Below are 23,649 nucleotides of genomic sequence, written 5' to 3'. Positions count from 1 at the left end.
GCCCCGCCCCGCCTCGCCCCGTCCCGCCGCGCCCCGCCCGCCGCAGCGCGCACACCGGGCGCACACCGCGCCTCCAGGCCGGCTGCGGGGAGCACCTGGCAGGGTGGGACGCATGTCCGTCGCCACCGAGCCCACCCGGAAGCGCCGTCGCTGGCCCGTCGTCCTCGTCGTCCTGGTGCTCGTGCTCGCCGCGCTCGTCGTCGTCGCGGAGTTCGTGCTCCGGGGCGTCGTCGACCGGATCATCGCCGACCAGGTCGAGCAGTCCCTCCCGGAGGGCGCCACCGGCGAGGTCACCGCACACGCCGAGGGCATCGTCGTCCCGCAGCTGCTCGCCGGCACGCTCGACCGGGTCGACATCACCTCGGACCGGCTGACCGTCGACGGGGTCCCGCTGGCCGCCGACGTCACCGCTCGCGACGTCCCGGTGGACGGCAAGGGCGACGTGCACGACGTCGACGGCCACGTCACCCTCGCCGCGACGAGCGTGCAGGACCTGGCGAAGTACAGCCCGCTGTTCGAGCGGCTCCGGCTCGTCGACGGCGGCGTCGAGCTGTCCGGTTCGACCGCGGTGCTCGGGTACGACATCGGCTACGCGGCCACCGGCGACGTGGTGGCGCAGCAGGACGGCCGTGGCGTCACGATCACCCCGCAGAGCGTCCGCATCACGAACTCGGACCTCGGCCTGAAGGTCGACCGCATCCCCGGCGTCACGGGCGTCCCGGTGCAGGTCTGCACGGCGCAGTTCCTGCCCGAGCAGCTCCGGGTCCGGTCCGTCGACGTGACCTCCGCCGAGGCCACCGTCCGGGTCACCGCCGACTCGCTGCCGCTGACCGAGCAGGGCCTGCGCACGGTCGGCGACTGCGGCTGACGCCGTCGATCCCGGCGCGTCACCACCGCGGTCGACGGGCGTAACACCGGCCTGGAGGCCCGTGGCGGCTCGGTAGGATCGGGTCCCGTGAGCGCCAACCCCCTTGCCCCGCCGCGGCTGCGGTTCCCCGCCGACGCCTCCGCGCTGACCGCGCGCATCTGGCCGGCCTCGGCCACGCGGACGGACGACGGTGAGCTCGCCGTCGGCGGCATCACGGCGTCGGACCTGGTCGCCCGGTTCGGTTCCCCGCTCTACGTCGTCGACGAGCGGGACGTCCAGGCACGCGCGTCGAGGGTCCGCACGGCCTTCACCGAGGCGTTCGCCCGCATCGGCACGCGGGCCCACGTGTACTACGCCGCCAAGGCGTTCTTCACGACCCAGGTCGCCGCGTGGATGACCGAGGCCGGACTGCGGTTGGACGTGTGCACCGCCGGTGAGCTCGCCGTCGCGCTGGCCGGGGGAGCGGACCCCGCGCTGCTCGGCTTCCACGGCAACGACAAGTCGGACGCCGAGATCGCCCGCGCGGTCGAGGTCGGCCTCGGCACGATCGTCCTCGACAGCCACGAGGAGATCGGCCGCGTCGCGCGTGCCGCCGCCGACGCCGACACGGTCCAGCGCGTGCGCATCCGGATCAACAGCGGCGTGCACGCCTCGACGCACGAGTACCTCGCCACGGCGCGTGAGGACCAGAAGTTCGGCATCCCCCTGAGCGAGGCCGTCGCCGCCGCGGCGGCGGTCCGGGCAGAGCCGTCGCTCGCCTTCGTCGGGCTCCACTCGCACATCGGGTCCCAGATCTTCGACGAGTCCGGGTTCCGTGAGGCAGCTCGGCGACTGATGGACGTGCACGCCGAACTCGTGGCGACGGGTCCGGTCCCGGAGCTGAACCTCGGCGGCGGGTGGGGCATCGACTACACCGAGGCAGACGAGGCGTTCGCGCCCGAGGACGTCGCCGAGGCCCTCGCCACGATCGTCGCCGACGCCTGCACCGAGCGGGGCATCCCCGTCCCGGAGATCGCCGTCGAGCCCGGTCGCTACATCGTCGGCCCGGCCGGCACCACGCTGTACCGCGTCGGCACCGTCAAGCCCGTCTCGCTGGAGACCGAGGACGGCTCCTCGGCGACCCGCACCTACGTGTCGGTCGACGGCGGCATGAGCGACAACGCCCGTCCGGCGCTGTACGGCGCCGACTACACGGCCCGGCTCGCCCGCAGCTCGGACGCCCCGGCGGTGCTGACCCGGGTCGTCGGCAAGCACTGCGAGTCGGGCGACATCGTCGTGAACGACGAGTACCTGCCGGGCGACGTGCACCGCGGTGACCTGCTCGCCGTCGCGGCGACCGGTGCCTACTGCTGGTCCCTCGCCAGCAACTACAACCACGTGGGCCGTCCGCCGGTCGTCGCGGTCGCGGAAGGCGCAGCCCGTATCCTCGTCCGTGGCGAGTCGATCGACGACCTGCTCGCCCGCGACACGGGGGTCGTCGCCGGCTGACGCCGCTGACCCCGACCCGACCGGGCTGCCGCCCGCCCCACAGGAATGCGCACCACATGATCGAATACCGCAACGTCCGCGTCGCGCTGCTCGGAGCCGGCTCCGTCGGTTCCCAGGTGGCGCGCCTGCTCCTCGAGCACGGCGACGAGCTGGCCTCGCGCGCGGGTGCCGGCCTCGAGCTCGTCGGCATCGCGGTGCGGGACCTCGACGCTCCGCGCGACGTGGACCTGCCGAAGGAGCTCTTCACGACGGACGCGCAGTCGCTCATCCTCGGCGCGGACATCGTCGTCGAGCTGATCGGCGGCATCGAGCCCGCGCGCACGCTGGTGCTCCAGGCGCTGCAGTCCGGTGCGGACGTCGTCACCGGCAACAAGGCGCTCCTCGCCACGCACGGCCCCGAGCTCTTCGCCGCGGCGGAGCAGGTCGGCGCACAGCTCTACTACGAGGCCGCGGTCGCCGGCGCGATCCCGATCATCCGGCCGCTGCACGACTCGCTCGCGGGCGACCGCATCGAGCGGATCATGGGCATCGTCAACGGCACGACGAACTTCATCCTCGACCTGATGGACCGCGAGGGCTCGACCTTCGAGGCGGCCCTCGCGACCGCCACGGAGCTCGGGTACGCCGAGGCCGACCCGACCGCCGACGTCGAGGGCTACGACGCCGCGCAGAAGGCCGCCATCCTGGCCTCGCTCGCGTTCCACACCTCCGTGCCCCTGGCCGCCGTGCACCGCGAGGGCATCACCGCCGTCACGATCGAGCAGGTCCGCGCCGCGCGGAAGGCCGGCTACGTCGTGAAGATCCTGGCGACCGCCGAGCGCCTGACCGACGAGGACGGCGTCGAGGGCGTCAGCGCCCGTGTCTACCCGGCGCTCGTGCCGGAGTCGCACCCGCTCGCCAGTGTGCACGGGGCGAAGAACGCCGTGTTCGTCGAGGCCGAGGCCGCCGGCGACCTGATGTTCTACGGCGCCGGTGCCGGTGGCGTCGAGACCGCGTCGGCCGTGCTCGGCGACCTGGTGTCCGCCGCCCGTCGTCACGTCATCGGCGGCCCCGGCATCGCGGAGTCGACCCAGTCGGCCCTGCCGGTCTTCCCGATCGGCACGGTCCGCACCCGCTACCAGATCACGCTGCACGTGGCCGACGCCCCCGGCGTGCTGTCCACGGTCGCCGGCGTCCTGGCGAAGCACGGCGTGAGCGTCGAGACCGTCGAGCAGTCCGCCGCGACCGACCCGGGCGACGGCACGGCCGGCACCGCGAACCTCGTCATCGGCACGCACCTCGCCCGCGAGTCCGACCTGGCCGCCACGGTCGTCGCGCTCCGGGGCGAGGACGTCGTCGTCGAGATCACCAGCGTCCTGCGGGTGGTCGGGGCCTAGCCCCGCACCGTCAGCAACCCGACTGCACAACACCGAACAAGGAGAGCCTGATGGCCCACCAGTGGCAGGGAGTCCTGCGCGAGTACGCCGACCGTCTCGACGTCACCGAGGCGACGCCCGTCGTCACCCTCGGCGAGGGCGGCACGCCGCTCATCCCGGCCCGACGCCTGTCGGAGCGCACCGGCGCGGACGTGTACGTCAAGTTCGAGGGCATGAACCCGACCGGGTCGTTCAAGGACCGCGGCATGACGATGGCGATCTCGAAGGCCGTCGAGCACGGCGCGAAGGCCGTCATCTGCGCGTCGACCGGCAACACCAGCGCCTCGGCGGCCGCCTACGCCACGCACGCGGGCATCACCGCCGCGGTGCTCGTGCCCGAGGGCAAGATCGCGATGGGCAAGCTCAGCCAGGCCGTCGCGCACGACGCCCAGCTGCTGCAGGTGCAGGGCAACTTCGACGACTGCCTCGACATCGCGCGCGACCTCGCCGCCAACTACCCGGTGCACCTGGTCAACTCGGTGAACAACGACCGCATCGAGGGGCAGAAGACCGCCGCGTTCGAGGTCGTCGACGTGCTGGGCGACGCCCCGGACTTCCACTTCCTGCCGGTCGGCAACGCGGGCAACTACACCGCGTACTCCCGCGGCTACCGCGAGGACGTCGCCGCGGGCCGCTCGACGCGGATGCCGCGCATGTTCGGCTTCCAGGCCGCCGGCTCCGCCCCGATCGTCTCCGGCGAGGTCGTCCGCCACCCGGACACCATCGCCTCCGCCATCCGCATCGGCAACCCGGCGTCGTGGCAGTACGCGCTCGAGGCGCGTGACGAGACCGACGGCTACTTCGGTGCCATCACCGACGAGGGCATCCTCGCCGCGCACCGCATCCTGTCCGCCGAGGTCGGGGTCTTCGTCGAGCCCGCGTCGGCCATCGGCGTCGCCGGGCTGCTCGAGCGTGCGGACGCCGGTGTCGTGCCGCAGGGCGCGAAGGTCGTCATCACGGTGACCGGCCACGGCCTGAAGGACCCGCAGTGGGCCCTCCGCACGGAGGACGGCGGCGAGGTCGCACCGACGAGCGTCCCGGTCGACACGAAGTCGGTCGCCGAGGTGCTCGGACTGGTCGGCTCCGCGTGAGCGTCGACCGCTCGTCCGGACCGGGGGAGGGCGTGACCGCCCGCAGCGCTGTACCGGCCGGACGGGCGGTCCGTGTGCGGGTCCCGGCGACCTCCGCGAACCTCGGCCCGGGCTTCGACTCGCTCGGGCTGGCGCTGTCGGTCTACGACGAGGTGGTCGTCCGCGTCCGCCCGGAGCCCGGCGCGACCGTGATCGTCGAGGGCGTCGGTGCCGGTGAGGTCGCCACCGACGAGTCGAACCTGGTGGTGCAGGCCGTTCGTCGTGGCCTCGAGCACGCCGGCGTGGAGCAGCCCGGACTCGAGCTGCACGCCGTGAACGCGATCGCGCACGGCCGCGGCATGGGCTCGTCGGCCGCCGCCATCGTCGCCGGGCTGATGGCGGCCCGCGGCCTGCTCGAAGGGGTCGTCGACCTCGACGCGTCGACCCTGCTCACCCTGGCCACCGAGATGGAGGGCCACCCCGACAACGTCGCTCCGGCGCTCTTCGGTGGTCTGACGATCGCGTGGATGACCGCCGAGGGTCCCGCGGTCAAGCGCCTGCTGGTGCACCGAGGCGTCTCGCCGGTGGTCTTCGTGCCGACGTCGACGCTCTCGACGAAGCTCGCGCGGTCCCTGCAGCCCGCGAGCGTGCCGCACGAGGACGCCGCGTTCAACGTGTCGCGCTCGGCGCTGCTCGTCGCCGCCCTCATCCAGAGCCCGGAGCTGCTGCTCGCCGCGACCGAGGACCGGCTGCACCAGTCGTACCGTGCGAGCGCCATGCCGGAGACCGATGCACTGATCGGTCTGCTGCGGCAGCACGGGCTCGCCGCGGTGGTCTCCGGCGCCGGGCCGAGCCTGCTCGTGCTGGGCAGCGACCCGGCACAGCGCCTCACCGCGGCCGACCTGGTGGCGCGACACGCGCAGTCCGACTGGCGGGCGCTCATGCTGGCCGTGGACCTCGGTGGTGCTACAGTGGTGCCGCACTCGGCGCTCGAAGCCGATCCAGCGTAGGCGCACAGACCGATCCGAACCGGATCCGTCGGCGCTGGCGCAGGGTCCGGTGCGCGGGGGCACTCTCTTTCAGATCACCGAATCCCGGTCCGTCGTCTGAACGGCGGTCGCAGCGCACCCATGCGCCGGGACGGTGGAAACTCTCCGCGTTCTGCGGTTCGAAAGGAAACACCGACCTTGACGAACGTCAACGACTCCACCCCGGTGGAGATCCCCAGCGACCTGCGCGCGCTCCGCCTCCCGGAGCTCCAGCGCATCGCCTCCTCGCTCGGCATCACGGGGCTCTCGAAGCTCCGCAAGGGCGACCTCATCGCGTCGATCGAGGACAAGCGCCCCGCGACCGACGACGCCGCCCCCGCTGCCGAGACGCCGGCCGACGAGGCACCCGCCGCCGCGGAGGCCGCACCCGCGGCGCAGGAGACCCCCGCCGAGCAGCCGACGCTGGCCGCACCGGCGACCTCGCCGGCCGCCGACGACGCCGCAGCCGACCAGACGGAGTCGGCTCCGGAGCCCCGCGGTCGCCGCTCGCGCCGCGCCTCCTCGGCCGGCACGGTGAACACCGCGCAGACCTCGGCCGCGGAGCACACGAACCACGGGCACACCGGCACCGAGGACCTGCTCGCGGGGCTCGACCAGGTCCGTGCCGAGAAGGACGCGGAGGAGGCCGCGCAGTCCGGTCGCCGCCGCGGCCGCCGCGGGAACCAGGACGCCGGCCAGCAGGACGGCGGCCAGCAGCGGGACGGCGCCGAGCAGGCCGCTGCCCCCGAGACCGACGAGGCGACCGGCGCGCAGCCGACCTCGGCGACGGACCAGGGCGACCAGGCCGACCAGCAGGGCGAGGGCGGTTCGCGCCGCGGACGTCGCAGCCGTGGTCGCGGTCGTGGCCGCGGGCAGAACGCCGAGGGCACCGAACAGCAGAGCGGTGACCAGCAGGGCGGCCAGCAGAACGGCGGCCAGCAGAACGGCGGCCAGGCGAACGCCGGCCCGCAGAACGGTCAGCAGCAGAAGCAGAACGGCAAGCAGGACGAGCAGAAGTCCGGCGACGCGAAGCAGGACGACCGTCAGCCGAAGCAGAACGGCCAGCAGAAGCAGAACGGCCAGCAGCAGAACGCCCAGCAGCAGCAGCACGCCGACGAGGCCGAGGCCGGCCGCGGTCGTCGTCAGCGTGACCGCAAGCGCGGCCGCGGCGGTCAGAACGACGAGTTCGAGCCGGAGATCACCGAGGACGACGTCCTCATCCCGATCGCGGGCATCCTCGACGTCCTCGACAACTACGCGTTCGTCCGCACGACCGGCTACCTGCCGGGACCGAGCGACGTCTACGTGTCCCTCGGCCAGGTGAAGAAGTACCACCTGCGCAAGGGCGACGCGATCGTCGGTGCGATCAAGCAGCCGCGCGACAACGAGCAGCAGGCGCGCCAGAAGTACAACGCGCTCGTCAAGGTGGACTCGGTCAACGGCCAGACCGCGGACGAGGCAGCGGCCCGTGTCGAGTTCCACGACCTGACCCCGCTGTACCCGAACGAGCGTCTCCGCCTCGAGACCGAGCCGGCGAAGCTCAGCACGCGCATCATCGACCTGGTCGCACCGATCGGCAAGGGTCAGCGCGGCCTCATCGTCTCGCCGCCCAAGGCCGGCAAGACCGTCGTGCTGCAGGCCATCGCCAACGCGATCGCCAAGAACAACCCCGAGGCGCACCTCATGGTCGTGCTCGTGGACGAGCGGCCCGAAGAGGTCACCGACATGCAGCGCTCGGTGAAGGGCGAGGTCATCGCCTCGACCTTCGACCGTCCGGCGGAGGACCACACCACGGTCGCCGAGCTCGCCATCGAGCGTGCGAAGCGCCTGGTCGAGCTGGGCCACGACGTCGTCGTGCTCCTCGACTCGATCACCCGTCTCGGCCGCGCCTACAACCTGGCGACGCCGGCCTCCGGCCGCGTGCTCTCCGGTGGTGTCGACTCGGCGGCCCTGTACCCGCCGAAGCGGTTCTTCGGCGCTGCGCGCAACATCGAGGACGGCGGCTCGCTGACCATCCTCGCCACCGCGCTCGTCGAGACCGGCTCCAAGATGGACGAGGTCATCTTCGAGGAGTTCAAGGGCACCGGCAACATGGAGCTCCGCCTCAACCGGCACCTCGCAGACAAGCGGATCTTCCCGGCCGTCGACATCAACGCCTCCGGCACCCGGCGCGAGGAGCAGCTCCTCTCCGCCGACGAGGTCAAGATCACGTGGCGCCTGCGCCGTGCCCTCGCCGGGCTCGACCCGCAGCAGGCGCTCGACGTCGTCCTCCGCAACCTCAAGGAGACGCAGTCGAACGTCGAGTTCCTGGTCCAGGTGCAGAAGTCGGTCCCCACGACCGGCGGTCGCCACGACGGCCACCAGGAGTAACGCGTGTTCGAGTCGGTGGCCGGGCTGCTGGCGGAACACGAGGACCTGACGCAGCAGCTGTCGGACCCCGCGCTCCACGCCGATGCGGCCCGCGCGAAGAAGGTGAACCGGCGGTACGCCGAGCTCAACCAGATCAAGGCCGCGTACGAGGCCTGGCAGGCGGCGGGGGACGACCTCGCCGCCGCCCAGGAGCTCGCCCGCGAGGACGAGGCGTTCGCGGACGAGGTCCCGGCGCTCCAGGAGCAGCTGTCGGAGCGCCAGGAGCGACTCCGCCGGCTGCTCATCCCGCGGGACCCGGACGACGGCCGCGACGTCATCATGGAGATCAAGGGCGGTGAGGGCGGTGAGGAGTCGGCGCTCTTCGCGGCCGACCTCCTCCGCATGTACTCGCACTACGCCGAGACGAAGGGCTGGAAGGTCGAGCTCCTCGAGCGGACCGAGAGCGACCTCGGCGGCTACAAGGACGTGCAGGTCGCGATCAAGTCGAACGCGACCGACCCGTCCCAGGGCGTCTGGGCGCACCTGAAGTACGAGGGCGGTGTGCACCGGGTGCAGCGCGTGCCGGCGACCGAGTCGCAGGGACGCATCCACACCTCGACCACCGGCGTGCTGGTGTTCCCCGAGGTGGACGAGCCCGAGGAGGTCCAGATCAACCAGAACGACCTCAAGATCGACGTCTACCGGTCGTCCGGCCCCGGCGGGCAGTCGGTCAACACGACCGACTCCGCAGTCCGCATCACCCACCTGCCCACGGGCATCACGGTGGCGATGCAGAACGAGAAGTCCCAGCTGCAGAACCGTGAGGCCGGCATGCGCGTCCTGCGCGCCCGCATCCTCGCGCGACAGCAGGAGGAGCTCGACGCCATCGCCTCGGACGCGCGCAAGTCGCAGATCCGCGGCATGGACCGTTCGGAGCGCATCCGCACGTACAACTTCCCGGAGAACCGCATCGCGGACCACCGCACCGGGTACAAGGCGTACGACCTGGACCGCGTGATGAACGGTGCGCTCGAGCCCGTCGTCCGGTCCGCCATCCAGGCGGACGAAGAGGCACGCCTGGCCGCCATCGGCGACCAGGACGCCTAGGCCCGGTCTGGAGGCACGGATCACCTCCGACAGTCGTCCCACGTCCGCAGCGGATCGCCTCCTCGACGAGGCGACCGCTGCGCTCGTCGCGCGCGGTGTCCCGACCCCGCGCGTCGACGCCGAACTCCTGCTCGCCTGGGCGACCGACACGTCGCGGGGTGCCGTGCAGGCCCGTGCCCTGACGGGCGGCGCCATCGCGGCGGAGCACGTCGAGCGCTTCCGGTACGCCGTCGCCCGTCGCACCACCCGCGACCCGCTGCAGCACATCACGGGCGAGGCGCACTTCCGGGCGCTGACGCTGTCCGTCGGGCCGGGCGTCTTCGTGCCCCGGCCGGAGACCGAGGGCGTCGTGCAGTTCGGCATCGACGCACTGCGTGCGACCGCGGTGGCCGAGCCGGTGGCGGTGGACCTCGGCTCCGGCAGCGGGGCGATCGCCGTCGCGATGGACACCGAGGTGCCGAACGCCCTCGTCTACGCGGTCGAGCGGTCACCCGAGGCGCTGCCCTGGACCCGGCGCAACATCGACGCGCACGGCGGCACCGTCCGACTGGTCGAGGGCGACCTCGCCGACGCGCTCCCGGAGCTCGACGGCACGGTCTCGGTCGTCGTCTCGAACCCGCCGTACGTCCCCGACGACATGGTGCCCGTCGACCCCGAGGTCCGCGACCACGACCCGGCGCTCGCGCTGTACGGGGGACCCGACGGGCTCGACGCCGTCCGGGCACTCACCGACACCGCCTGGCGGCTCCTCGTCCCGGGAGGGCTCCTCGTCATCGAGCACGCCGAGCAGCAGGGCGCCGGCGTGCGCGACGTGCTCGCACGGCGGGGGTTCCGGTCCCCGGAGACGCACGTCGACCTGACGGGGCGCGACCGCACGACCACCGCCACCCGCTAGGCGGGGTGGCTCCGGGCCTCCCGGCCGTCGTCCCGGTGCCCGCACGACGCGACCTCGGCGGAGCTGCGCAGCGGTACAGCGCTGCGAGGAACCGCGCTCGTCGCTTGTCGCGGACGTGACGGGTCAGGCGGTGGCGACCCGCTGCTGGGCTGCGACGAAGGCGCGGACCGCTCTGCGCAGGTCGGTGTGCTCCTCGACCAGGACCGCGTGGATGCCGAGGACGCGGGCCGCCTCGACGTTGACCGGCATGTCGTCGGCGAAGAACGCGCGCTCGGCGGGCACACCGTGGTGCGCGAGCGCCCGTTCGAACACCTCGGGCTCGGGCTTGCGCGCGCCGAAGTTGCTCGTCGTGTCCAGGTGCTCGCCGAAGAGCGGCGGCAACGACGGTGCCCACCTCCCGATCCACCGGCCCGCGAGCGGACCGTTGTTCGTGAGCAGGCCGACACGGCCGTGCTCGGACGCGATCCGGACGGCCTCGATGCGCTCGGGCAGCTCGGTCATCGCCGCGCCGCGGATGCGCGCCCAGTCCGCCTCGGGCACCGCACACCCCATCGCCTCGGCGAAGGCGGCGAGGTAGGCGTCCCCGTCGGGGAAGTGCCCGGCCTCGGCACGGGACTCGTGGCCGCAGTCCCACCAGCGTCGGCGGAGCTCCTCGAAGGAGTGCCCGGTGTACTCGCCGAGGGCCGCCATCCGGACCCGCCAGTCGTACCGGACGAGCACGTCGTCCATGTCGAAGAGGAACAGGAGTCGGGGCGCGGGCGTCTCGTTCACGATGCCGTCCATTGTGTCGCACTATCATCGTCGAGTCATGGCCTCCCGATACGACTGCACCGACCCCGACGGGCTCCTGACCGGGATGCGGCTCGCACGTGCCGCCCTCGGCCGGGGAGAACTCGTCGTCGTCCCGACCGACACCGTCTACGGCGTCGCGGCGGACGCCTTCAGCGCGACCGCCGTCCAGCGCCTGCTCGACGCCAAGGGACGCACCCGCCAGTCGCCGCCCCCGGTGCTGATCCCCGGACCGCCGACGCTCGAGGCGTTGGCGACCGAGATCCCGCAGCAGGTCCGCGACCTCGTCGACGAGTTCTGGCCCGGCGGGCTCACCGTCATCCTGCGCGCGCAACCGTCGCTGGACTGGGACCTGGGGGAGACCCGGGGGACCGTCGCGCTCCGCATGCCGGACTCGCGCATCGCCCTCGAGCTGCTGCAGGAGGTCGGACCGCTCGCGGTCTCCTCCGCGAACTCGACCGGAGACCCTGCCGCGATGGACGTGGACCGGGCCGAGTCGATGCTCGGCGACAGCGTGTCGGTCTACCTCGACGGGGGACCGCTCGCGGTGCACGACGGCTTCGCCGCCTCGACCGGGTCGACCATCGTCGACGCGACCGGCCTCTCGACCGGCGGGAAGCTGACGATCGTCCGACACGGGGTGATCGCCGACGAGGACATCGTCCGGGTCGTCGGAGCCGACCTCGTCACGTGAAGTACTACTTGCTCGCCGGGGCCATCGCGGCCGTGGTGAGCTTCGTCTGCAGCTGGGCCGTGTGGAAGCTCGGCCTGCGCTACGGCTGGTACCCGAAGGTCCGCGAGCGCGACGTGCACCGCACGCCCACACCGCGGCTCGGCGGGATCGCGATGTACCTCGGCGTGATCGTGTCGCTGCTGGCGGCCTGGTTCCTCTTCCCCTCCATCGCGGGGACCGACTACTTCCGGCTCGTGTTCTCGGAACCCGGGCGCGTGATCGCGGTGCTCGCGGGTGCGACGATCATCGTGGTGCTCGGTGTCGCCGACGACATCTGGGACCTCGACTGGATGACGAAGCTCGCCGGGCAGATCATCGCCGCGGGGATCCTGGCCTGGCAGGGCGTGGCGATCGTGTCGCTGCCGATCGGCAACACGCTCGGCGTCGGGTCGTCCTACATGAGCCTGATCTTCACCGTGCTCGCGGTCGTGCTCGTGATGAACGCCGTCAACTTCATCGACGGTCTGGACGGCCTCGTCGCCGGGGTCGCGATCATCGCCGGCGGCGTGTTCTTCCTCTACACGTTCTTCATCAACCGCGTGGTCGTGCAGACGGAGTTCTTCTTCAACCTGCCCTCGTTGCTCACGGCGGTGCTCGTCGGTGCCTGCACGGGGTTCCTCGTCCTCAACTGGCACCCGGCGAAGCTCTTCATGGGCGACGCCGGCGCGCTGCTCGTCGGGTTCCTGATGGCCACGAGCGCCGTGTCCGTGACGGGCAACATCGACCCCGCGGTCATCTCGACACGCCAGGCCCTGCTGCCGGCGTTCATCCCGATCCTGCTGCCCTTCGCGATCCTGATCGTGCCGATCCTCGACTTCGGGCTCGCCGTCACCCGTCGGCTCAGCGCGGGCAAGTCGCCGTTCTCGGCCGACCGGAAGCACCTGCACCACCGTCTGCTCGACATGGGGCACTCCCACTTCCACGCCGTGCTGATCTTCTACGCGTGGACGGCCACCGTCGCCGTCGGGTGCCTGCTGTTCCTCTTCGTCGAGTGGTACTGGGTGGTCACCGTCGTCGCGATCGGCTTCACCGTGTGCGCGATCGCCACCTTCGCCCCGCTCGGCCGGAAGCGCGCGGAGTTCGCCGCGCAGGCCGCCACCCGCTCGAACACCGTCGTCGACGCCAGCCTCGATCCGCTCGACCGCGCCGCCAACGACCGAACGATCCCTGGAGACCCCTCGTGACCGCACCGAACGCCCTCGACCACGTCCGGCCGGTGTTCCGCCGGATCCTCCTCTGGGCGGCCCTCCTCGCCGTCGGCCTGGCCGTCGTCGGGGGAGCCGTCGGGCTCGTCGTCGCCGGGACGCCGGGACTCGCCGGTGGCCTGCTCGGCGCCGTGCTGAGCGTGGTGTTCCTCGGGCTCACCGCGGTCTCGGTGCTCGTCGCCCTCCGGGTGTCGAAGGGGCAGATGATCTCGGGCGCCTTCTTCGGGATCGTGATGGGGACGTGGATCCTGAAGTTCGTGCTCTTCCTGGTGGTCCTGCTCGCACTGCGCGACCGCGCCTGGGTGGACTTCCCGGTGCTCGCCGTGGTGATCATCGCGGGCGTCGTCGGGTCGCTCGTGATCGACGTGGTGGCGGTCGCCAAGGCCCGCATCCCGATCGGGGTGCACCAGCCCGGCGACGCGGTCGATCCTGGGAACGACACCCCACGGCCCTGAGAGCCCGAGAAGCCTCTCGCACCTGATAGGCTTCTCGAAGTCCGCGTCCGGAGCCTCGCTCGGAGCGGACGAGCCTCCACAAAGTCCACCATCGCGTGCCGTGTGTGCGCGCGCCGACACAGGAGACAGCGCTGCTATCCCACGCTCTTCCCCTGTCCCTCACCGCCGCGGCCAACACCGTGGCGGCGGGGAGCAGCAAGGCCGCCGAATTCCATGGTCCGTCGATCAACGAGTTCTTCCCGGACCCGATCTTCTTCGCCGGGACCCCGATCGAGATGGACCGCATCGTCCTCATCCGCTTGTTCGCGGTGGCCGTGCTGCTCGTCTTCGCGTTCGTCGGGACCCGTGCCCTGAAGCTCGTCCCGAACCGCGGACAGGCCTTCATCGAGTACGCGTTCGACGTCGTCCGCCGCAACACCTTCGACAACCTCGGTGAGAAGGACGGCAAGCGCTTCCTGCCGCTCCTGGCCACGGTGTTCTTCGGTGTCCTGTTCATGAACCTGACGGGTCTCATCCCGTTCATGAACATCGCCGGTACGAGCCGCATCGCGATGCCGATGATCCTGGCGATCGTCGCGTACGTCGCGTTCATCTACGCGGGCCTCCGCAAGCACCCGGGCACGTTCCTCCGCAACGCGCTCTTCCCGCCCGGTGTCCCGTGGCCGCTCTACATCATCGTGACGCCGATCGAGCTCGTCTCGACCTTCGTGCTCCGTCCGGTGACGCTGACGCTGCGACTGCTCATGAACATGGTCGTGGGTCACCTCCTCCTGGTGCTCTTCTTCTCGGCCACCTGGTTCTTCTTCTTCGACGCCGAGAGCCTCTTCAAGCTCTTCGGCATCGGGACCCTGGCGTTCGGCATCGCGTTCAGCTTCTTCGAGATCCTCGTCGCGCTGCTGCAGGCGTACGTCTTCATGCTGCTGACCGCTGTGTACATCCAGCTCGCGCTGGCTGACGAGCACTGACCGACCCCTTCTGACCCCCATACGGCACGACATCCGTCGGGCCGCACTCGAAAGGAAAACACGTGGACGCAACGACCGTTCTCGCGGAGATCAACGGCAACATCGCGACGGTTGGCTACGGCCTCGCTGCGATCGGTCCGGCCATCGGCGTCGGCATCGTCGTCGGCAAGACGATCGAGTCCGTCGCTCGCCAGCCCGAGCTCCAGGGCCGTCTGACGACCCTCATGTACATCGGTATCGCCTTCACGGAGGCCCTGGCCTTCATCGGTATCGCGACGTACTTCATCTTCACCAACTAAGGCTTCTCGATGCAGACTGCACTCATCATCGCGGCGGAGGAGACCCACAATCCGCTGATCCCACCGGTGTACGACATCGTGTGGTCCGCGGTGGCCTTCGTCATCATCTTCCTCGTGATGTGGCGCGTCGTGACGCCGCGCATCACGAAGATGCTCGATGAGCGCACCGAGGCCATCGAGGGTGGCATCAAGAAGGCGGAGGCCGCTCAGGAGCAGGCCGCCGCTGCACTCGACGAGTACAACAAGCAGCTCGCCGACGCGCGTGCCGAGGCCTCGCGCATCCGTGAGCAGGCCCGTGCCGACGCGACCGCGATCGGCAACGAGGTCCGCGAGCAGGCGCAGGCAGATGCAGCACGCATCACCGCCAACGCCCAGGCGCAGATCGAGGCCGAGCGGCAGAGCGCGCTCCAGTCGCTGCGGAGCGAGGTGGGCACCCTCGCCCTCGACCTCGCCTCCGGTGTGATCGGTGAGTCCCTCCGGGACGACGCGAAGTCGGCTGCGGTCGTCGACCGCTTCATCGCCGACCTCGAGGCGTCCCAGGGCCAGCCGGCCGGGGAGCGCTGAGCATGCGGAGCGCCACGCGGTCCGCACTCTCGTCCACGCGGGCGGTCCTCGCTGACCTCGGCGGGTCGGTCGACCTCGCCACGGGCATCGAGATCCTCTCCACCGGGCGTGCGATCGCCGGTTCGTCCCAGCTGCTCGGACTGCTGGCGGACCCGACCGCGGACGTCGTCGGCAAGAAGGTCCTCATCGACCGCGTCTTCGCCGGTCAGTCCGAGGCGACGCGTGCGGTGCTGACCGCGGTGGCCGGCTCGCGCTGGTCCTCGCCGTCGGACCTGCTCGCGGGTGTCGAAGACGCGGGCATCCGCGCCGTCGCCGGAACCGCATCGTCGGAGACGTCGATCGAGGCCGAGCTGTTCTCCTTCGAGACCGCCGTCCGCTCGGACGCGGCGCTCGAGCTGGCACTGGGCACGAAGCTCGGCAGCCCGTCGGAGAAGGCTGCGCTCGTCCAGCGGCTCGTCGGTTCGAAGGTCTCGGCGCAGACCACCGCGATCCTGGAGCACCTCGTGCAGCAGCCGCGCGGCCGCCGCATCGGTGAGATCGTCCGCGATGCCTCGCGCATCGTGGCCGACCAGGCCGGCAAGCTCGTCGCCACGGTGACCACCGCGGCCCCGCTCTCGGACGGTCAGGCGGCTCGCGTCGCCCGCGGCATCAGCGAGCGGTACGGCAAGGACATCAGCGTCAACCAGGTCGTCGACCCCGCGGTCGTCGGCGGGATGCGCGTGCAGGTCGGTGGCGACGTCATCGACGGCACGGTGTCCACGCGCCTGTCGGAGCTCCGGCTCCAGCTGGCCGGCTGAGCGTACCGTCGAAGCCGACCCCTCCAAGTCCACAACGGGAACTGTCCCTCACCGGGCAGCATCACCCTCTCGGAGCCGCAGGGCCCCGGAAACCAACAAGGAAAATCCCATGGCAGACATCACCATCAGCCCCGATGAGATCCGTGATGCCCTGAAGGACTTCGTCTCGAACTACGAGCCGACGAAGGCCTCCACGGCCGAGGTCGGGCACGTCACCGACGCGGGCGACGGCATCGCGCACGTCGAGGGCCTGCCCGGCGTCATGGCGAACGAGCTCATCCGCTTCGAGGACGGGACCCTCGGTCTCGCGCAGAACCTCGACGAGGACGAGATCGGCGCCATCGTGCTCGGCGAGTTCGGCGGCATCGAGGAGGGCCAGGAGGTCACCCGCACCGGCGAGGTCCTCTCGGCTCCCGTCGGCGACGGCTTCCTCGGTCGCGTGGTCGACCCGCTCGGCAACCCGATCGACGGTCTCGGCGAGATCCAGGCCGAGGGTCGCCGTGCCCTCGAGCTCCAGGCCCCGGGCGTCATGTCCCGCAAGTCCGTCCACGAGCCGCTGCAGACCGGCATCAAGGCCATCGACGCGATGATCCCCGTCGGCCGCGGCCAGCGTCAGCTGATCATCGGCGACCGCCAGACCGGCAAGACGGCCATCGCGATCGACACGATCATCAACCAGAAGGCCAACTGGGAGTCGGGCGACGAGGACAAGCAGGTCCGCTGCATCTACGTCGCCATCGGCCAGAAGGGCTCCACGATCGCCTCCGTCAAGGGTGCGCTCGAGGACGCCGGTGCGATGGAGTACACCACCATCGTCGCCGCCCCGGCCTCCGACCCGGCCGGCTTCAAGTACCTCGCCCCCTACACCGGTTCGGCCATCGGCCAGCACTGGATGTACGGCGGCAAGCACGTCCTGATCATCTTCGACGACCTGTCGAAGCAGGCCGAGGCCTACCGTGCGGTGTCGCTCCTCCTGCGTCGTCCGCCGGGCCGTGAGGCCTACCCGGGTGACGTCTTCTACCTGCACTCCCGCCTGCTGGAGCGTTGCGCGAAGCTGTCCGACGACCTCGGTGCCGGTTCGATGACGGGTCTCCCGATCATCGAGACCAAGGCGAACGACGTCTCGGCCTACATCCCGACCAACGTGATCTCGATCACCGACGGCCAGATCTTCCTGCAGTCGGACCTGTTCAACGCGAACCAGCGTCCGGCCGTCGACGTGGGCATCTCGGTGTCCCGCGTGGGTGGTGACGCCCAGGTCAAGTCGATCAAGAAGGTCTCCGGCACGCTCAAGCTCGAGCTCGCGCAGTACCGCTCGCTCGAGGCGTTCGCGATGTTCGCGTCCGACCTCGACCAGGCGTCGCGTCGCCAGCTGGACCGTGGTGCGCGCCTGACGGAGCTCCTCAAGCAGCCGCAGTACTCGCCGTACCCGGTCGAGGAGCAGGTCGTCTCGATCTGGGCCGGCACGAACGGCAAGCTCGACGAGGTGCCCGTCCCCGACGTGCTCCGCTTCGAGGCCGAGCTGCTCGAGCACCTGCGTCGCAACTCCGACGTCCTGACCACCCTGCGTGAGACGAACCAGCTCAGCGACGAGACCGTCGCCGCGATGGACCGCGAGATCGACGCCTTCACGAAGGGCTTCCAGACGAGCGACGGCAAGACGCTCGGCTCGGAGTCGTTCGACGCGGCCCAGGCCGAGGACGTCGACCAGGAGCAGATCGTCAAGGGTCGTCGCTAGATGGCGGCACAGGTCCGGGTCTACCGCCAGCGCATCAAGTCGGCGAAGACCACGAAGAAGGTCACCCGCGCGATGGAGCTGATCTCGGCGTCGCGGATCCAGAAGGCACAGGCGCGCATGGCCGCGTCCGGTCCGTACTCGCGGGCCGTGACGCGGGCCGTGTCGGCCGTGGCGACGTTCTCGAACGTCGACCACGTGCTGACCACCGAGCCCGAGTCGTCGACCCGCGCAGCCGTGGTGCTGTTCACCTCGGACCGCGGCCTGAACGGCGCGTTCAGCTCGAACGTCCTCAAGCAGGGCGAGGAGCTCGCCTCCCTGCTCCGCAGCGAGGGCAAGGACGTCGTGTTCTACCTCGTCGGTCGCAAGTCGGTCGGGTACTTCGCGTTCCGCGAGCGCCCGTCCGAGCGGCAGTGGATCGGCGGGACGGACCAGCCGGAGTTCTCGACGGCGAAGGAGATCGGCGACGCGGTCGTGTCGAAGTTCCTCCAGGACACGGCGGAGGGCGGCGTGGACGAGATCCACATCGTCTTCAACCGGTTCATCAGCCTCGCGACCCAGGAGCCGCAGGTCGTGCGCCTGCTCCCGCTCGAGGTCGTCGAGGGTGTGGAGGAGCCGTCGAACGGTGAGCCCCTGCCGCTCTACGAGTTCGAGCCCGATGCGGACGCCGTCCTCGACGCGCTGCTCCCGGTCTACATCGAGAGCCGCATCTTCAACGCCATGCTGCAGTCGGCCGCTTCCGAGCACGCCGCCCGGCAGAAGGCCATGAAGTCCGCCAGTGACAACGCCGACTCGCTCATCAGCGAGTTCACCCGTCTCGCGAACAACGCGCGTCAGGCCGAGATCACCCAGCAGATCTCCGAGATCGTCGGCGGCGCCGACGCCCTCTCGTCGAAGAAGAAGTAGTGGTCCGCGAAGCTCGCGGACAGAACCCCTCAGGAAGGCACCAGCCATGACCGACACCGCCACCACCGCGGTCGAGACGTCGTCGGCGCCCGGTGTCGGCCGGATCGCCCGTGTCACGGGTCCCGTCGTCGACATCGAGTTCCCGCACGACGCCATCCCGGAGATGTACAACCTCCTGTACACGACCATCACCATCGGTGACTCGTCGCAGGAGATCGGCCTCGAGGTCGCGCAGCACCTCGGCGACGACCTGATCCGCGCCATCTCGCTGAAGCCGACCGACGGCCTGGTCCGTGGTCAGGAGGTCCGTGACTCGGGCGCCCCGATCTCGGTCCCCGTCGGCGACGTCACCAAGGGCAAGGTCTTCGACGTGCTGGGCAACGTGCTCAACACCGACGAGAAGCTCGAGATCACCGAGCGCTGGCCGATCCACCGCAAGGCGCCGGCCTTCGACCAGCTCGAGTCGAAGACCACCATGTTCGAGACCGGTATCAAGTCGATCGACCTCCTCACGCCGTACGTGCAGGGTGGCAAGATCGGCCTCTTCGGTGGTGCGGGCGTCGGCAAGACGGTCCTCATCCAGGAGATGATCCAGCGCGTCGCGCAGGACCACGGTGGTGTGTCGGTGTTCGCCGGTGTCGGCGAGCGCACCCGTGAGGGCAACGACCTCATCGGTGAGATGGAAGAGGCGGGTGTCTTCGACAAGACCGCCCTCGTGTTCGGCCAGATGGACGAGCCGCCGGGAACGCGTCTGCGCGTGGCCCTGTCGGCGCTGACGATGGCGGAGTACTTCCGCGACGTCCAGAAGCAGGACGTGCTCCTCTTCATCGACAACATCTTCCGGTTCACGCAGGCCGGCTCCGAGGTCTCGACGCTGCTCGGTCGCATGCCGTCCGCGGTGGGCTACCAGCCGAACCTCGCCGACGAGATGGGTGTGCTCCAGGAGCGCATCACCTCGACGCGTGGTCACTCGATCACCTCGCTGCAGGCGATCTACGTGCCGGCCGACGACTACACCGACCCGGCTCCGGCGACCACGTTCGCGCACCTCGACGCCACGACCGAGCTCTCGCGTGAGATCGCGTCGCAGGGTCTGTACCCGGCCATCGACCCGCTGACCTCCACGTCGCGGATCATGGACCCCCGGTACCTGGGTGCCGACCACTACGAGACGGCGACGCGCGTCAAGCAGATCCTGCAGAAGAACAAGGAGCTGCAGGAGATCATCGCGATCCTCGGTGTCGACGAGCTCTCCGAAGAGGACAAGATCACGGTGGAGCGCGCTCGTCGCATCCAGCAGTTCCTCTCGCAGAACACCTACATGGCCAAGAAGTTCACGGGTGTCGAGGGTTCGACGGTCCCGCTCAAGGACACGATCGAGTCCTTCCGCGCGATCGCCGACGGCGAGTTCGACCACGTGGCGACGCAGGCCTTCTTCAACGTCGGTGGCATCAACGACGTCGAAGAGAAGTGGGCGCAGATCCAGAAGGAGAACCGCTGACATGGCGGCACTCACCGTGAGCGTCGTCTCGGCGGACCGTGAGGTCTGGACGGGCGACGCCACCATGGTCGTGGCACGCACGACGGAGGGCCAGATCGGCATCCTCGCGGGGCACGAGCCGCTGCTCGCCACCCTCGCGCAGGGCCAGGTCCGCATCACCCGGGCCGACGGCTCGACGGTGACGGCGGACGCCGAGGACGGCTTCCTGTCGGTCGAGCACGACACGGTCACGATCGTGGCGCGGCAGGCCGCGCTGGCATCCTGACCGGACTGACCGTCCTCCTCCCGCCGTCCGAGACGAAGCGGGAGGGCGGGGACACGGCACGCACCCTCGACCTGGGTGCGCTGTCCTTCCCGGAACTGGCCGACGAGCGGGCCGCGGTGATCACCGCGGCCCGCTCCGTCAGTTCCGAGGAGTCCACGGCACGGACGGCCCTCAAGCTCGGACCGAAGTCGGTGGCCGAGCGCCTCCGCAACCTCGAGCTCGACACCGCGCCGACACTGCCGGCGGTCGAGCGCTACACGGGCGTGCTCTACGACCCGCTGGACGCCACGGGCGCGGACGACGCCACACGTCGCTGGTGGACGGACCACGTGCTGGTCCAGTCCGCGATGTTCGGACCGATCGGTGCGGGCGACCACATCCCGGCGTACCGGCTCTCGCACGACTCGAGGCTCGGTGCGCTCCGGCTCGCGAAGCACTGGCCGGGACCGTCCAGCGACGTGCTCGGCGCTCGGACCGGCGGTCTCGTGCTCGACCTGCGCTCCGAGGGCTACCGGTCGCTCGGACCCGTGGACGACGCGGTCGTCCTACGGGTGGTCAGTGTCGACGGCGGCGGACGACGTCGGGCGCTCAACCACTGGAACAAGACGGCGAAGGGTCGACTGACCGCGCTGCTCGCACGGACCGGTGCGGACGTCGGCGACCCGGCATCGCTCCTGCGGTGGGCGGGCGAGCACGGCGTCGTGGTGGAGCGGACCGACGACGGCTGGGACCTGGTCGCGGAGAGCCTCGAGCCCGCGCGGGTCTGACGGCGGAGCAGCGCTCGCTCCTGCACAACCTCCCGGACGGCCGTGGCCGTCCACAGACGGGTCGGGGCGCGCCGGTCTGGAGGCGCTCCTCCCGTCACGATCCCGTGCATGACCTCGACGAGACACGGACTCCCACCCACCCTGGTGCGCTACCCGCGCGAGATCGCGGCCGCGGTCACGCTGCGTGCCGCCTGCGTCGCCCTCGTGGCGCCGGAGGCGGCGACCGGTGGAGGCACCGGCGCGGAAGCGCTCGCCCGACCGCAGGCGGTCGCGGTCGCGACGGCGTGCGGCGCCCTCGCGACCCGCTTCGCGCTGGTCGGCTTCCTGGCCGCGCGTGACCGGCCGGACCCCCGGACGGTCGTGCCGTTCGACCCGTTCCGCGATCCGACGCCGCCCGCGCTCGGCGGGTCGGGTCCGGAGCCGGACCGCGCGCGACTCCGGCTGGCCGGCGACCGGTGTGCCTCGGCATGGCGGACCTGGCGTGCGGACGGAGCCCCGGGCGGCGACGTCGCGGTGGGGGCGGCCGGTGCGCTGGCGCTGGGCGCCTGGTGCGCCTGGGCGCTCGGGTCGTCCGCCCGTGCGGAGGTCCGTGCCCGGCACGCCCTCGACTCCCGACCGGACGACCCCTTCGGGTGGTTGGTCCTGCGCGCGGTCCGGTCCGGCCACGGACCGGCGTGGGACACCCCCACGGGGTCGACCGGATCGTCTACGGTTGGATGACCATGGTGCGGGAACCGGTGCGCGAGGACGACGACACGGTCATCCGTGCGCGCCCCGGTGCCCGACCGTTGCCGACCGACGCAGGTCGTGACCCGTCCCGCACGGGGAGCGCCGGCCTCCGTGCCCTCGGCGCCGCCGCTGCGGCCGCCGACGGTGCCCTCGACGACGATCCGTACGGCGACCCGTACGGCGACACGGTCGTCCGGCCCGGGCGCGGTGCGCGACCGGGGGCCGGGCCGTCCGACGAGGACACGGTCCTGCGCGCTCGACCCGGTGGTCCACCACCGGTGGCGCCGCCCGGAGCGGCAGCACCACGTGCCGGGGACCGGCCGCTCGTCCGACGGACCCCGTCGGTCCGCGTCGGCGGCCGGGTGGTCCGCCTCGACCGGCCCCTGGTGGTGGGTCGTCGGCCCGCCGCGCCGCGCGTCGTCGTCGACGGCGGGCCGGTCCTGGTGACCGTCCCGTCGCCGAGCGGCCAGGTGTCGTCGTCGCACGTGCTGCTGCACGCCGAGGGCGAGGCCGCCGTCGTCGCGGACCTGCGGTCGACGAACGGGACCGTCGTCCGCCCTCCCGGCGCCGCGCCGTTCCGGATGACGGCGGGTGCATCGATCGTCGTCCTGACGGGTACGCTCGTCGAGATCGGTGACGGCAACGTCATCGAGGTCCTGTCGCCGCACCTCCGGGCCGGACCGGACGACGGCCTCCCACCGTTCCCGCCGGCCCCGTGACGGACCCACCGTCCGGCACGCCCCTCCACTCCCAGAGAGCGACCCTGAAACCGTGACCGAACTCGGCCGAGCTGCCACCGAGCACGCCATCGACGTCCCCGGCGCTGCCGGCACACCCCTGACGCTCTCGTGGGGAGCGGCGACCGACGTCGGTCGCCGTCGCGACCACAACGAGGACAGCTACCTCGTCGGCGCACCCTTCTTCGTGGTCGCCGACGGCATGGGCGGACACCTCGCGGGTGACCGGGCGAGCGACGCGGTCGTCCGTCGTCTCGACCAGGTCACCACCGGTGCCTTCACCAGCCGTCAGGACATCCAGCGCGCGCTGCTGCTCGCGACCGCCGACATCGAGCGCGCTGCCGGTGGCAACGCCCTCGGCGCCGGCACGACCGTGACCGGGGTCGCACTCGTCGCGTCCCACGGGCAGCCGGCAGCGCTGGTGTTCAACGTCGGCGACTCCCGCACCTACCGGATCGAGTCCGGCGCGCTCCGTCGGGTGACGATCGACCACTCGGTCGTGCAGGAGATGGTCGACGCCGGGCTGCTCCGGGCCGAGGACGCCGAGCAGCACCCCGACAGCAACGTCATCACGCGGGCAGTCGGCTTCGGCGAGCCCCCGGAGCCCGACTGGTGGACCCTGCCGCTCCGCGCGGGGGACCGTTACATCGTCTGCTCCGACGGCCTCACCAAGGAGCTCGGCGACGTCGGCATCGCCCGGATCGCGGCCCGGGTGCCCGCGGCACAGGCACTGGCGGAACGTCTGGTCGGGGACGCGGTGGTCGCCGGCGGTCGTGACAACGTCACCGTGGTGGTCGTGCAGGTCGACGCCGCACCGGAGGACTCCGACGTCGAGGACACCCTCCCGCGCCACTGAGCGTCGCACCCGTACGACCACCCCCGAAGTGGGGGATGGTCGTCCTCCACAGGGACGCCCACGGCCGCCGGCTGTCGGATCGCCCTTCGTAGAATGGCCTGGCCGCGACGAACGGAAGGGCCGGCC

The 23,649-nt window shown here is 71.2% G+C and carries 24 protein-coding genes; 23 read left to right on the top strand and 1 reads right to left on the bottom strand.

Annotated elements, in window-relative coordinates:
* The first annotated feature begins 112 nt into the window (after nucleotides 1-112).
* The 8 genes from PIJ49_RS03455 to prmC all read left to right on the top strand — a co-directional run bounded on the left by PIJ49_RS03455 (nucleotide 113) and on the right by prmC (nucleotide 10,220).
* Nucleotides 113-868 (top strand): LmeA family phospholipid-binding protein, encoded by a 756-nt coding sequence (locus PIJ49_RS03455; protein ID WP_271825811.1) that lies wholly within the window; start codon nucleotides 113-115, stop codon nucleotides 866-868.
* A gap of 87 nt (nucleotides 869-955) precedes the next feature.
* The gene (lysA, locus tag PIJ49_RS03450) at nucleotides 956-2,356 is read left to right on the top strand and encodes a diaminopimelate decarboxylase (RefSeq protein WP_271825809.1); all 1,401 of its coding nucleotides are present in this window, start codon (nucleotides 956-958) and stop codon (nucleotides 2,354-2,356) included.
* A 56-nt stretch (nucleotides 2,357-2,412) separates the two neighbouring features.
* Nucleotides 2,413-3,732 (top strand): homoserine dehydrogenase, encoded by a 1,320-nt coding sequence (locus PIJ49_RS03445; protein ID WP_209682380.1) that lies wholly within the window; start codon nucleotides 2,413-2,415, stop codon nucleotides 3,730-3,732.
* Between the two features lie 50 nt (nucleotides 3,733-3,782).
* Nucleotides 3,783-4,862 carry a threonine synthase gene (gene thrC / locus PIJ49_RS03440; RefSeq protein WP_066654638.1) on the top strand — a complete coding sequence of 360 codons (1,080 nt, stop codon included), beginning with the start codon at nucleotides 3,783-3,785 and terminating at the stop codon, nucleotides 4,860-4,862.
* 32 nt (nucleotides 4,863-4,894) lie between these two features.
* On the top strand, nucleotides 4,895-5,851 hold the full coding sequence (gene thrB, locus PIJ49_RS03435; RefSeq protein WP_251155148.1) for a homoserine kinase: 957 nt from the start codon (nucleotides 4,895-4,897) through the stop codon (nucleotides 5,849-5,851).
* A gap of 177 nt (nucleotides 5,852-6,028) precedes the next feature.
* Entirely contained in the window at nucleotides 6,029-8,239 is a 2,211-nt protein-coding gene (rho, locus tag PIJ49_RS03430; protein WP_251155059.1) for a transcription termination factor Rho, read from the top strand.
* Nucleotides 8,240-8,242: 3 nt separating this feature from the next.
* Nucleotides 8,243-9,325, top strand: coding sequence for a peptide chain release factor 1 (gene prfA / locus PIJ49_RS03425; RefSeq protein ID WP_066654635.1), 1,083 nt, complete (start codon nucleotides 8,243-8,245; stop codon nucleotides 9,323-9,325).
* 19 nt (nucleotides 9,326-9,344) lie between these two features.
* On the top strand, nucleotides 9,345-10,220 hold the full coding sequence (gene prmC, locus PIJ49_RS03420) for a peptide chain release factor N(5)-glutamine methyltransferase (RefSeq protein WP_271825820.1): 876 nt from the start codon (nucleotides 9,345-9,347) through the stop codon (nucleotides 10,218-10,220).
* 123 nt (nucleotides 10,221-10,343) lie between these two features.
* Here prmC and PIJ49_RS03415 read toward each other — a convergent pair whose 3' ends face one another.
* Nucleotides 10,344-11,003, bottom strand: coding sequence for an HAD family hydrolase (locus tag PIJ49_RS03415; protein WP_066654633.1), 660 nt, complete (start codon nucleotides 11,001-11,003; stop codon nucleotides 10,344-10,346).
* Between the two features lie 25 nt (nucleotides 11,004-11,028).
* Between PIJ49_RS03415 and PIJ49_RS03410 the strand changes: the two genes are divergently transcribed.
* The 15 genes from PIJ49_RS03410 (at nucleotide 11,029) to PIJ49_RS03340 (ending at nucleotide 23,523) form a co-directional block, all read left to right on the top strand.
* On the top strand, nucleotides 11,029-11,703 hold the full coding sequence (locus PIJ49_RS03410; RefSeq protein WP_066654631.1) for an L-threonylcarbamoyladenylate synthase: 675 nt from the start codon (nucleotides 11,029-11,031) through the stop codon (nucleotides 11,701-11,703).
* Nucleotides 11,700-12,926: an MraY family glycosyltransferase gene (locus PIJ49_RS03405; protein WP_066654629.1), complete on the top strand. Its 1,227-nt coding sequence runs from the start codon at nucleotides 11,700-11,702 to the stop codon at nucleotides 12,924-12,926. Before PIJ49_RS03410 ends, PIJ49_RS03405 begins: the two co-directional genes overlap by 4 nt.
* On the top strand, nucleotides 12,923-13,402 hold the full coding sequence (locus PIJ49_RS03400) for a Cg1360 family ATP-synthase-associated protein (RefSeq protein ID WP_271825806.1): 480 nt from the start codon (nucleotides 12,923-12,925) through the stop codon (nucleotides 13,400-13,402). Before PIJ49_RS03405 ends, PIJ49_RS03400 begins: the two co-directional genes overlap by 4 nt.
* 104 nt (nucleotides 13,403-13,506) lie before the next feature.
* Nucleotides 13,507-14,367: a F0F1 ATP synthase subunit A gene (gene atpB, locus PIJ49_RS03395; protein ID WP_442874592.1), complete on the top strand. Its 861-nt coding sequence runs from the start codon at nucleotides 13,507-13,509 to the stop codon at nucleotides 14,365-14,367.
* A gap of 62 nt (nucleotides 14,368-14,429) precedes the next feature.
* Complete coding sequence (gene atpE, locus PIJ49_RS03390) at nucleotides 14,430-14,666, top strand: ATP synthase F0 subunit C (RefSeq protein WP_027465781.1); 237 nt, start codon at nucleotides 14,430-14,432, stop codon at nucleotides 14,664-14,666.
* Between the two features lie 9 nt (nucleotides 14,667-14,675).
* Complete coding sequence (locus tag PIJ49_RS03385; RefSeq protein ID WP_066654628.1) at nucleotides 14,676-15,230, top strand: F0F1 ATP synthase subunit B; 555 nt, start codon at nucleotides 14,676-14,678, stop codon at nucleotides 15,228-15,230.
* Between the two features lie 2 nt (nucleotides 15,231-15,232).
* Nucleotides 15,233-16,027 carry a F0F1 ATP synthase subunit delta gene (locus PIJ49_RS03380; RefSeq protein WP_066654626.1) on the top strand — a complete coding sequence of 265 codons (795 nt, stop codon included), beginning with the start codon at nucleotides 15,233-15,235 and terminating at the stop codon, nucleotides 16,025-16,027.
* 109 nt (nucleotides 16,028-16,136) lie between these two features.
* Nucleotides 16,137-17,765, top strand: coding sequence for a F0F1 ATP synthase subunit alpha (atpA, locus tag PIJ49_RS03375; RefSeq protein WP_066654625.1), 1,629 nt, complete (start codon nucleotides 16,137-16,139; stop codon nucleotides 17,763-17,765).
* Nucleotides 17,766-18,668 (top strand): F0F1 ATP synthase subunit gamma, encoded by a 903-nt coding sequence (locus tag PIJ49_RS03370; protein ID WP_069710758.1) that lies wholly within the window; start codon nucleotides 17,766-17,768, stop codon nucleotides 18,666-18,668.
* 46 nt (nucleotides 18,669-18,714) lie between these two features.
* Complete coding sequence (atpD, locus tag PIJ49_RS03365; RefSeq protein WP_066654617.1) at nucleotides 18,715-20,169, top strand: F0F1 ATP synthase subunit beta; 1,455 nt, start codon at nucleotides 18,715-18,717, stop codon at nucleotides 20,167-20,169.
* A 1-nt stretch (nucleotide 20,170) separates the two neighbouring features.
* The gene (locus tag PIJ49_RS03360) at nucleotides 20,171-20,434 is read left to right on the top strand and encodes a F0F1 ATP synthase subunit epsilon (RefSeq protein ID WP_058729238.1); all 264 of its coding nucleotides are present in this window, start codon (nucleotides 20,171-20,173) and stop codon (nucleotides 20,432-20,434) included.
* A complete protein-coding gene (locus PIJ49_RS03355; protein WP_308301847.1) occupies nucleotides 20,428-21,201 on the top strand; it encodes a YaaA family protein in 774 nt (257 codons plus the stop codon). The genes PIJ49_RS03360 and PIJ49_RS03355 overlap by 7 nt, the downstream gene beginning before the upstream one ends.
* Nucleotides 21,202-21,309: 108 nt before the next feature.
* Nucleotides 21,310-21,921, top strand: coding sequence for a hypothetical protein (locus PIJ49_RS03350; RefSeq protein ID WP_271825793.1), 612 nt, complete (start codon nucleotides 21,310-21,312; stop codon nucleotides 21,919-21,921).
* Nucleotides 21,922-21,923: 2 nt separating this feature from the next.
* Nucleotides 21,924-22,649 (top strand): FHA domain-containing protein, encoded by a 726-nt coding sequence (locus PIJ49_RS03345; protein WP_271825792.1) that lies wholly within the window; start codon nucleotides 21,924-21,926, stop codon nucleotides 22,647-22,649.
* 52 nt (nucleotides 22,650-22,701) lie between these two features.
* Nucleotides 22,702-23,523, top strand: coding sequence for a PP2C family protein-serine/threonine phosphatase (locus PIJ49_RS03340; protein WP_209682393.1), 822 nt, complete (start codon nucleotides 22,702-22,704; stop codon nucleotides 23,521-23,523).
* Nucleotides 23,524-23,649: the final 126 nt, after the last annotated feature.

The sequence above is a fragment of the Curtobacterium uvaldense genome (genome assembly GCF_028307415.1).
Taxonomy (GTDB): Bacteria; Actinomycetota; Actinomycetes; order Actinomycetales; family Microbacteriaceae; genus Curtobacterium.
The sequence above is the reverse complement of the archived record's forward strand: the minus strand, read 5'-3'. Positions and strand labels throughout refer to the sequence as shown.

What these genes read in the sequence shown, in the direction of transcription:
- PIJ49_RS03370 (WP_069710758.1), top strand. Translation starts at nt 17,766, where the DNA reads ATGGCGGCACAGGTCCGGGTCTACCGCCAGCGCATCAAGTCGGCGAAG.
- PIJ49_RS03445 (WP_209682380.1), top strand. Translation starts at nt 2,413, where the DNA reads ATGATCGAATACCGCAACGTCCGCGTCGCGCTGCTCGGAGCCGGCTCC.
- PIJ49_RS03385 (WP_066654628.1), top strand. Translation starts at nt 14,676, where the DNA reads ATGCAGACTGCACTCATCATCGCGGCGGAGGAGACCCACAATCCGCTG.
- PIJ49_RS03360 (WP_058729238.1), top strand. Translation starts at nt 20,171, where the DNA reads ATGGCGGCACTCACCGTGAGCGTCGTCTCGGCGGACCGTGAGGTCTGG.
- PIJ49_RS03350 (WP_271825793.1), top strand. Translation starts at nt 21,310, where the DNA reads ATGACCTCGACGAGACACGGACTCCCACCCACCCTGGTGCGCTACCCG.
- PIJ49_RS03380 (WP_066654626.1), top strand. Translation starts at nt 15,233, where the DNA reads ATGCGGAGCGCCACGCGGTCCGCACTCTCGTCCACGCGGGCGGTCCTC.
- PIJ49_RS03345 (WP_271825792.1), top strand. Translation starts at nt 21,924, where the DNA reads ATGGTGCGGGAACCGGTGCGCGAGGACGACGACACGGTCATCCGTGCG.
- atpA (WP_066654625.1), top strand. Translation starts at nt 16,137, where the DNA reads ATGGCAGACATCACCATCAGCCCCGATGAGATCCGTGATGCCCTGAAG.
- PIJ49_RS03415 (WP_066654633.1), bottom strand. Translation starts at nt 11,003, where the DNA reads ATGGACGGCATCGTGAACGAGACGCCCGCGCCCCGACTCCTGTTCCTC.
- PIJ49_RS03410 (WP_066654631.1), top strand. Translation starts at nt 11,029, where the DNA reads ATGGCCTCCCGATACGACTGCACCGACCCCGACGGGCTCCTGACCGGG.
- PIJ49_RS03455 (WP_271825811.1), top strand. Translation starts at nt 113, where the DNA reads ATGTCCGTCGCCACCGAGCCCACCCGGAAGCGCCGTCGCTGGCCCGTC.
- atpD (WP_066654617.1), top strand. Translation starts at nt 18,715, where the DNA reads ATGACCGACACCGCCACCACCGCGGTCGAGACGTCGTCGGCGCCCGGT.
- thrC (WP_066654638.1), top strand. Translation starts at nt 3,783, where the DNA reads ATGGCCCACCAGTGGCAGGGAGTCCTGCGCGAGTACGCCGACCGTCTC.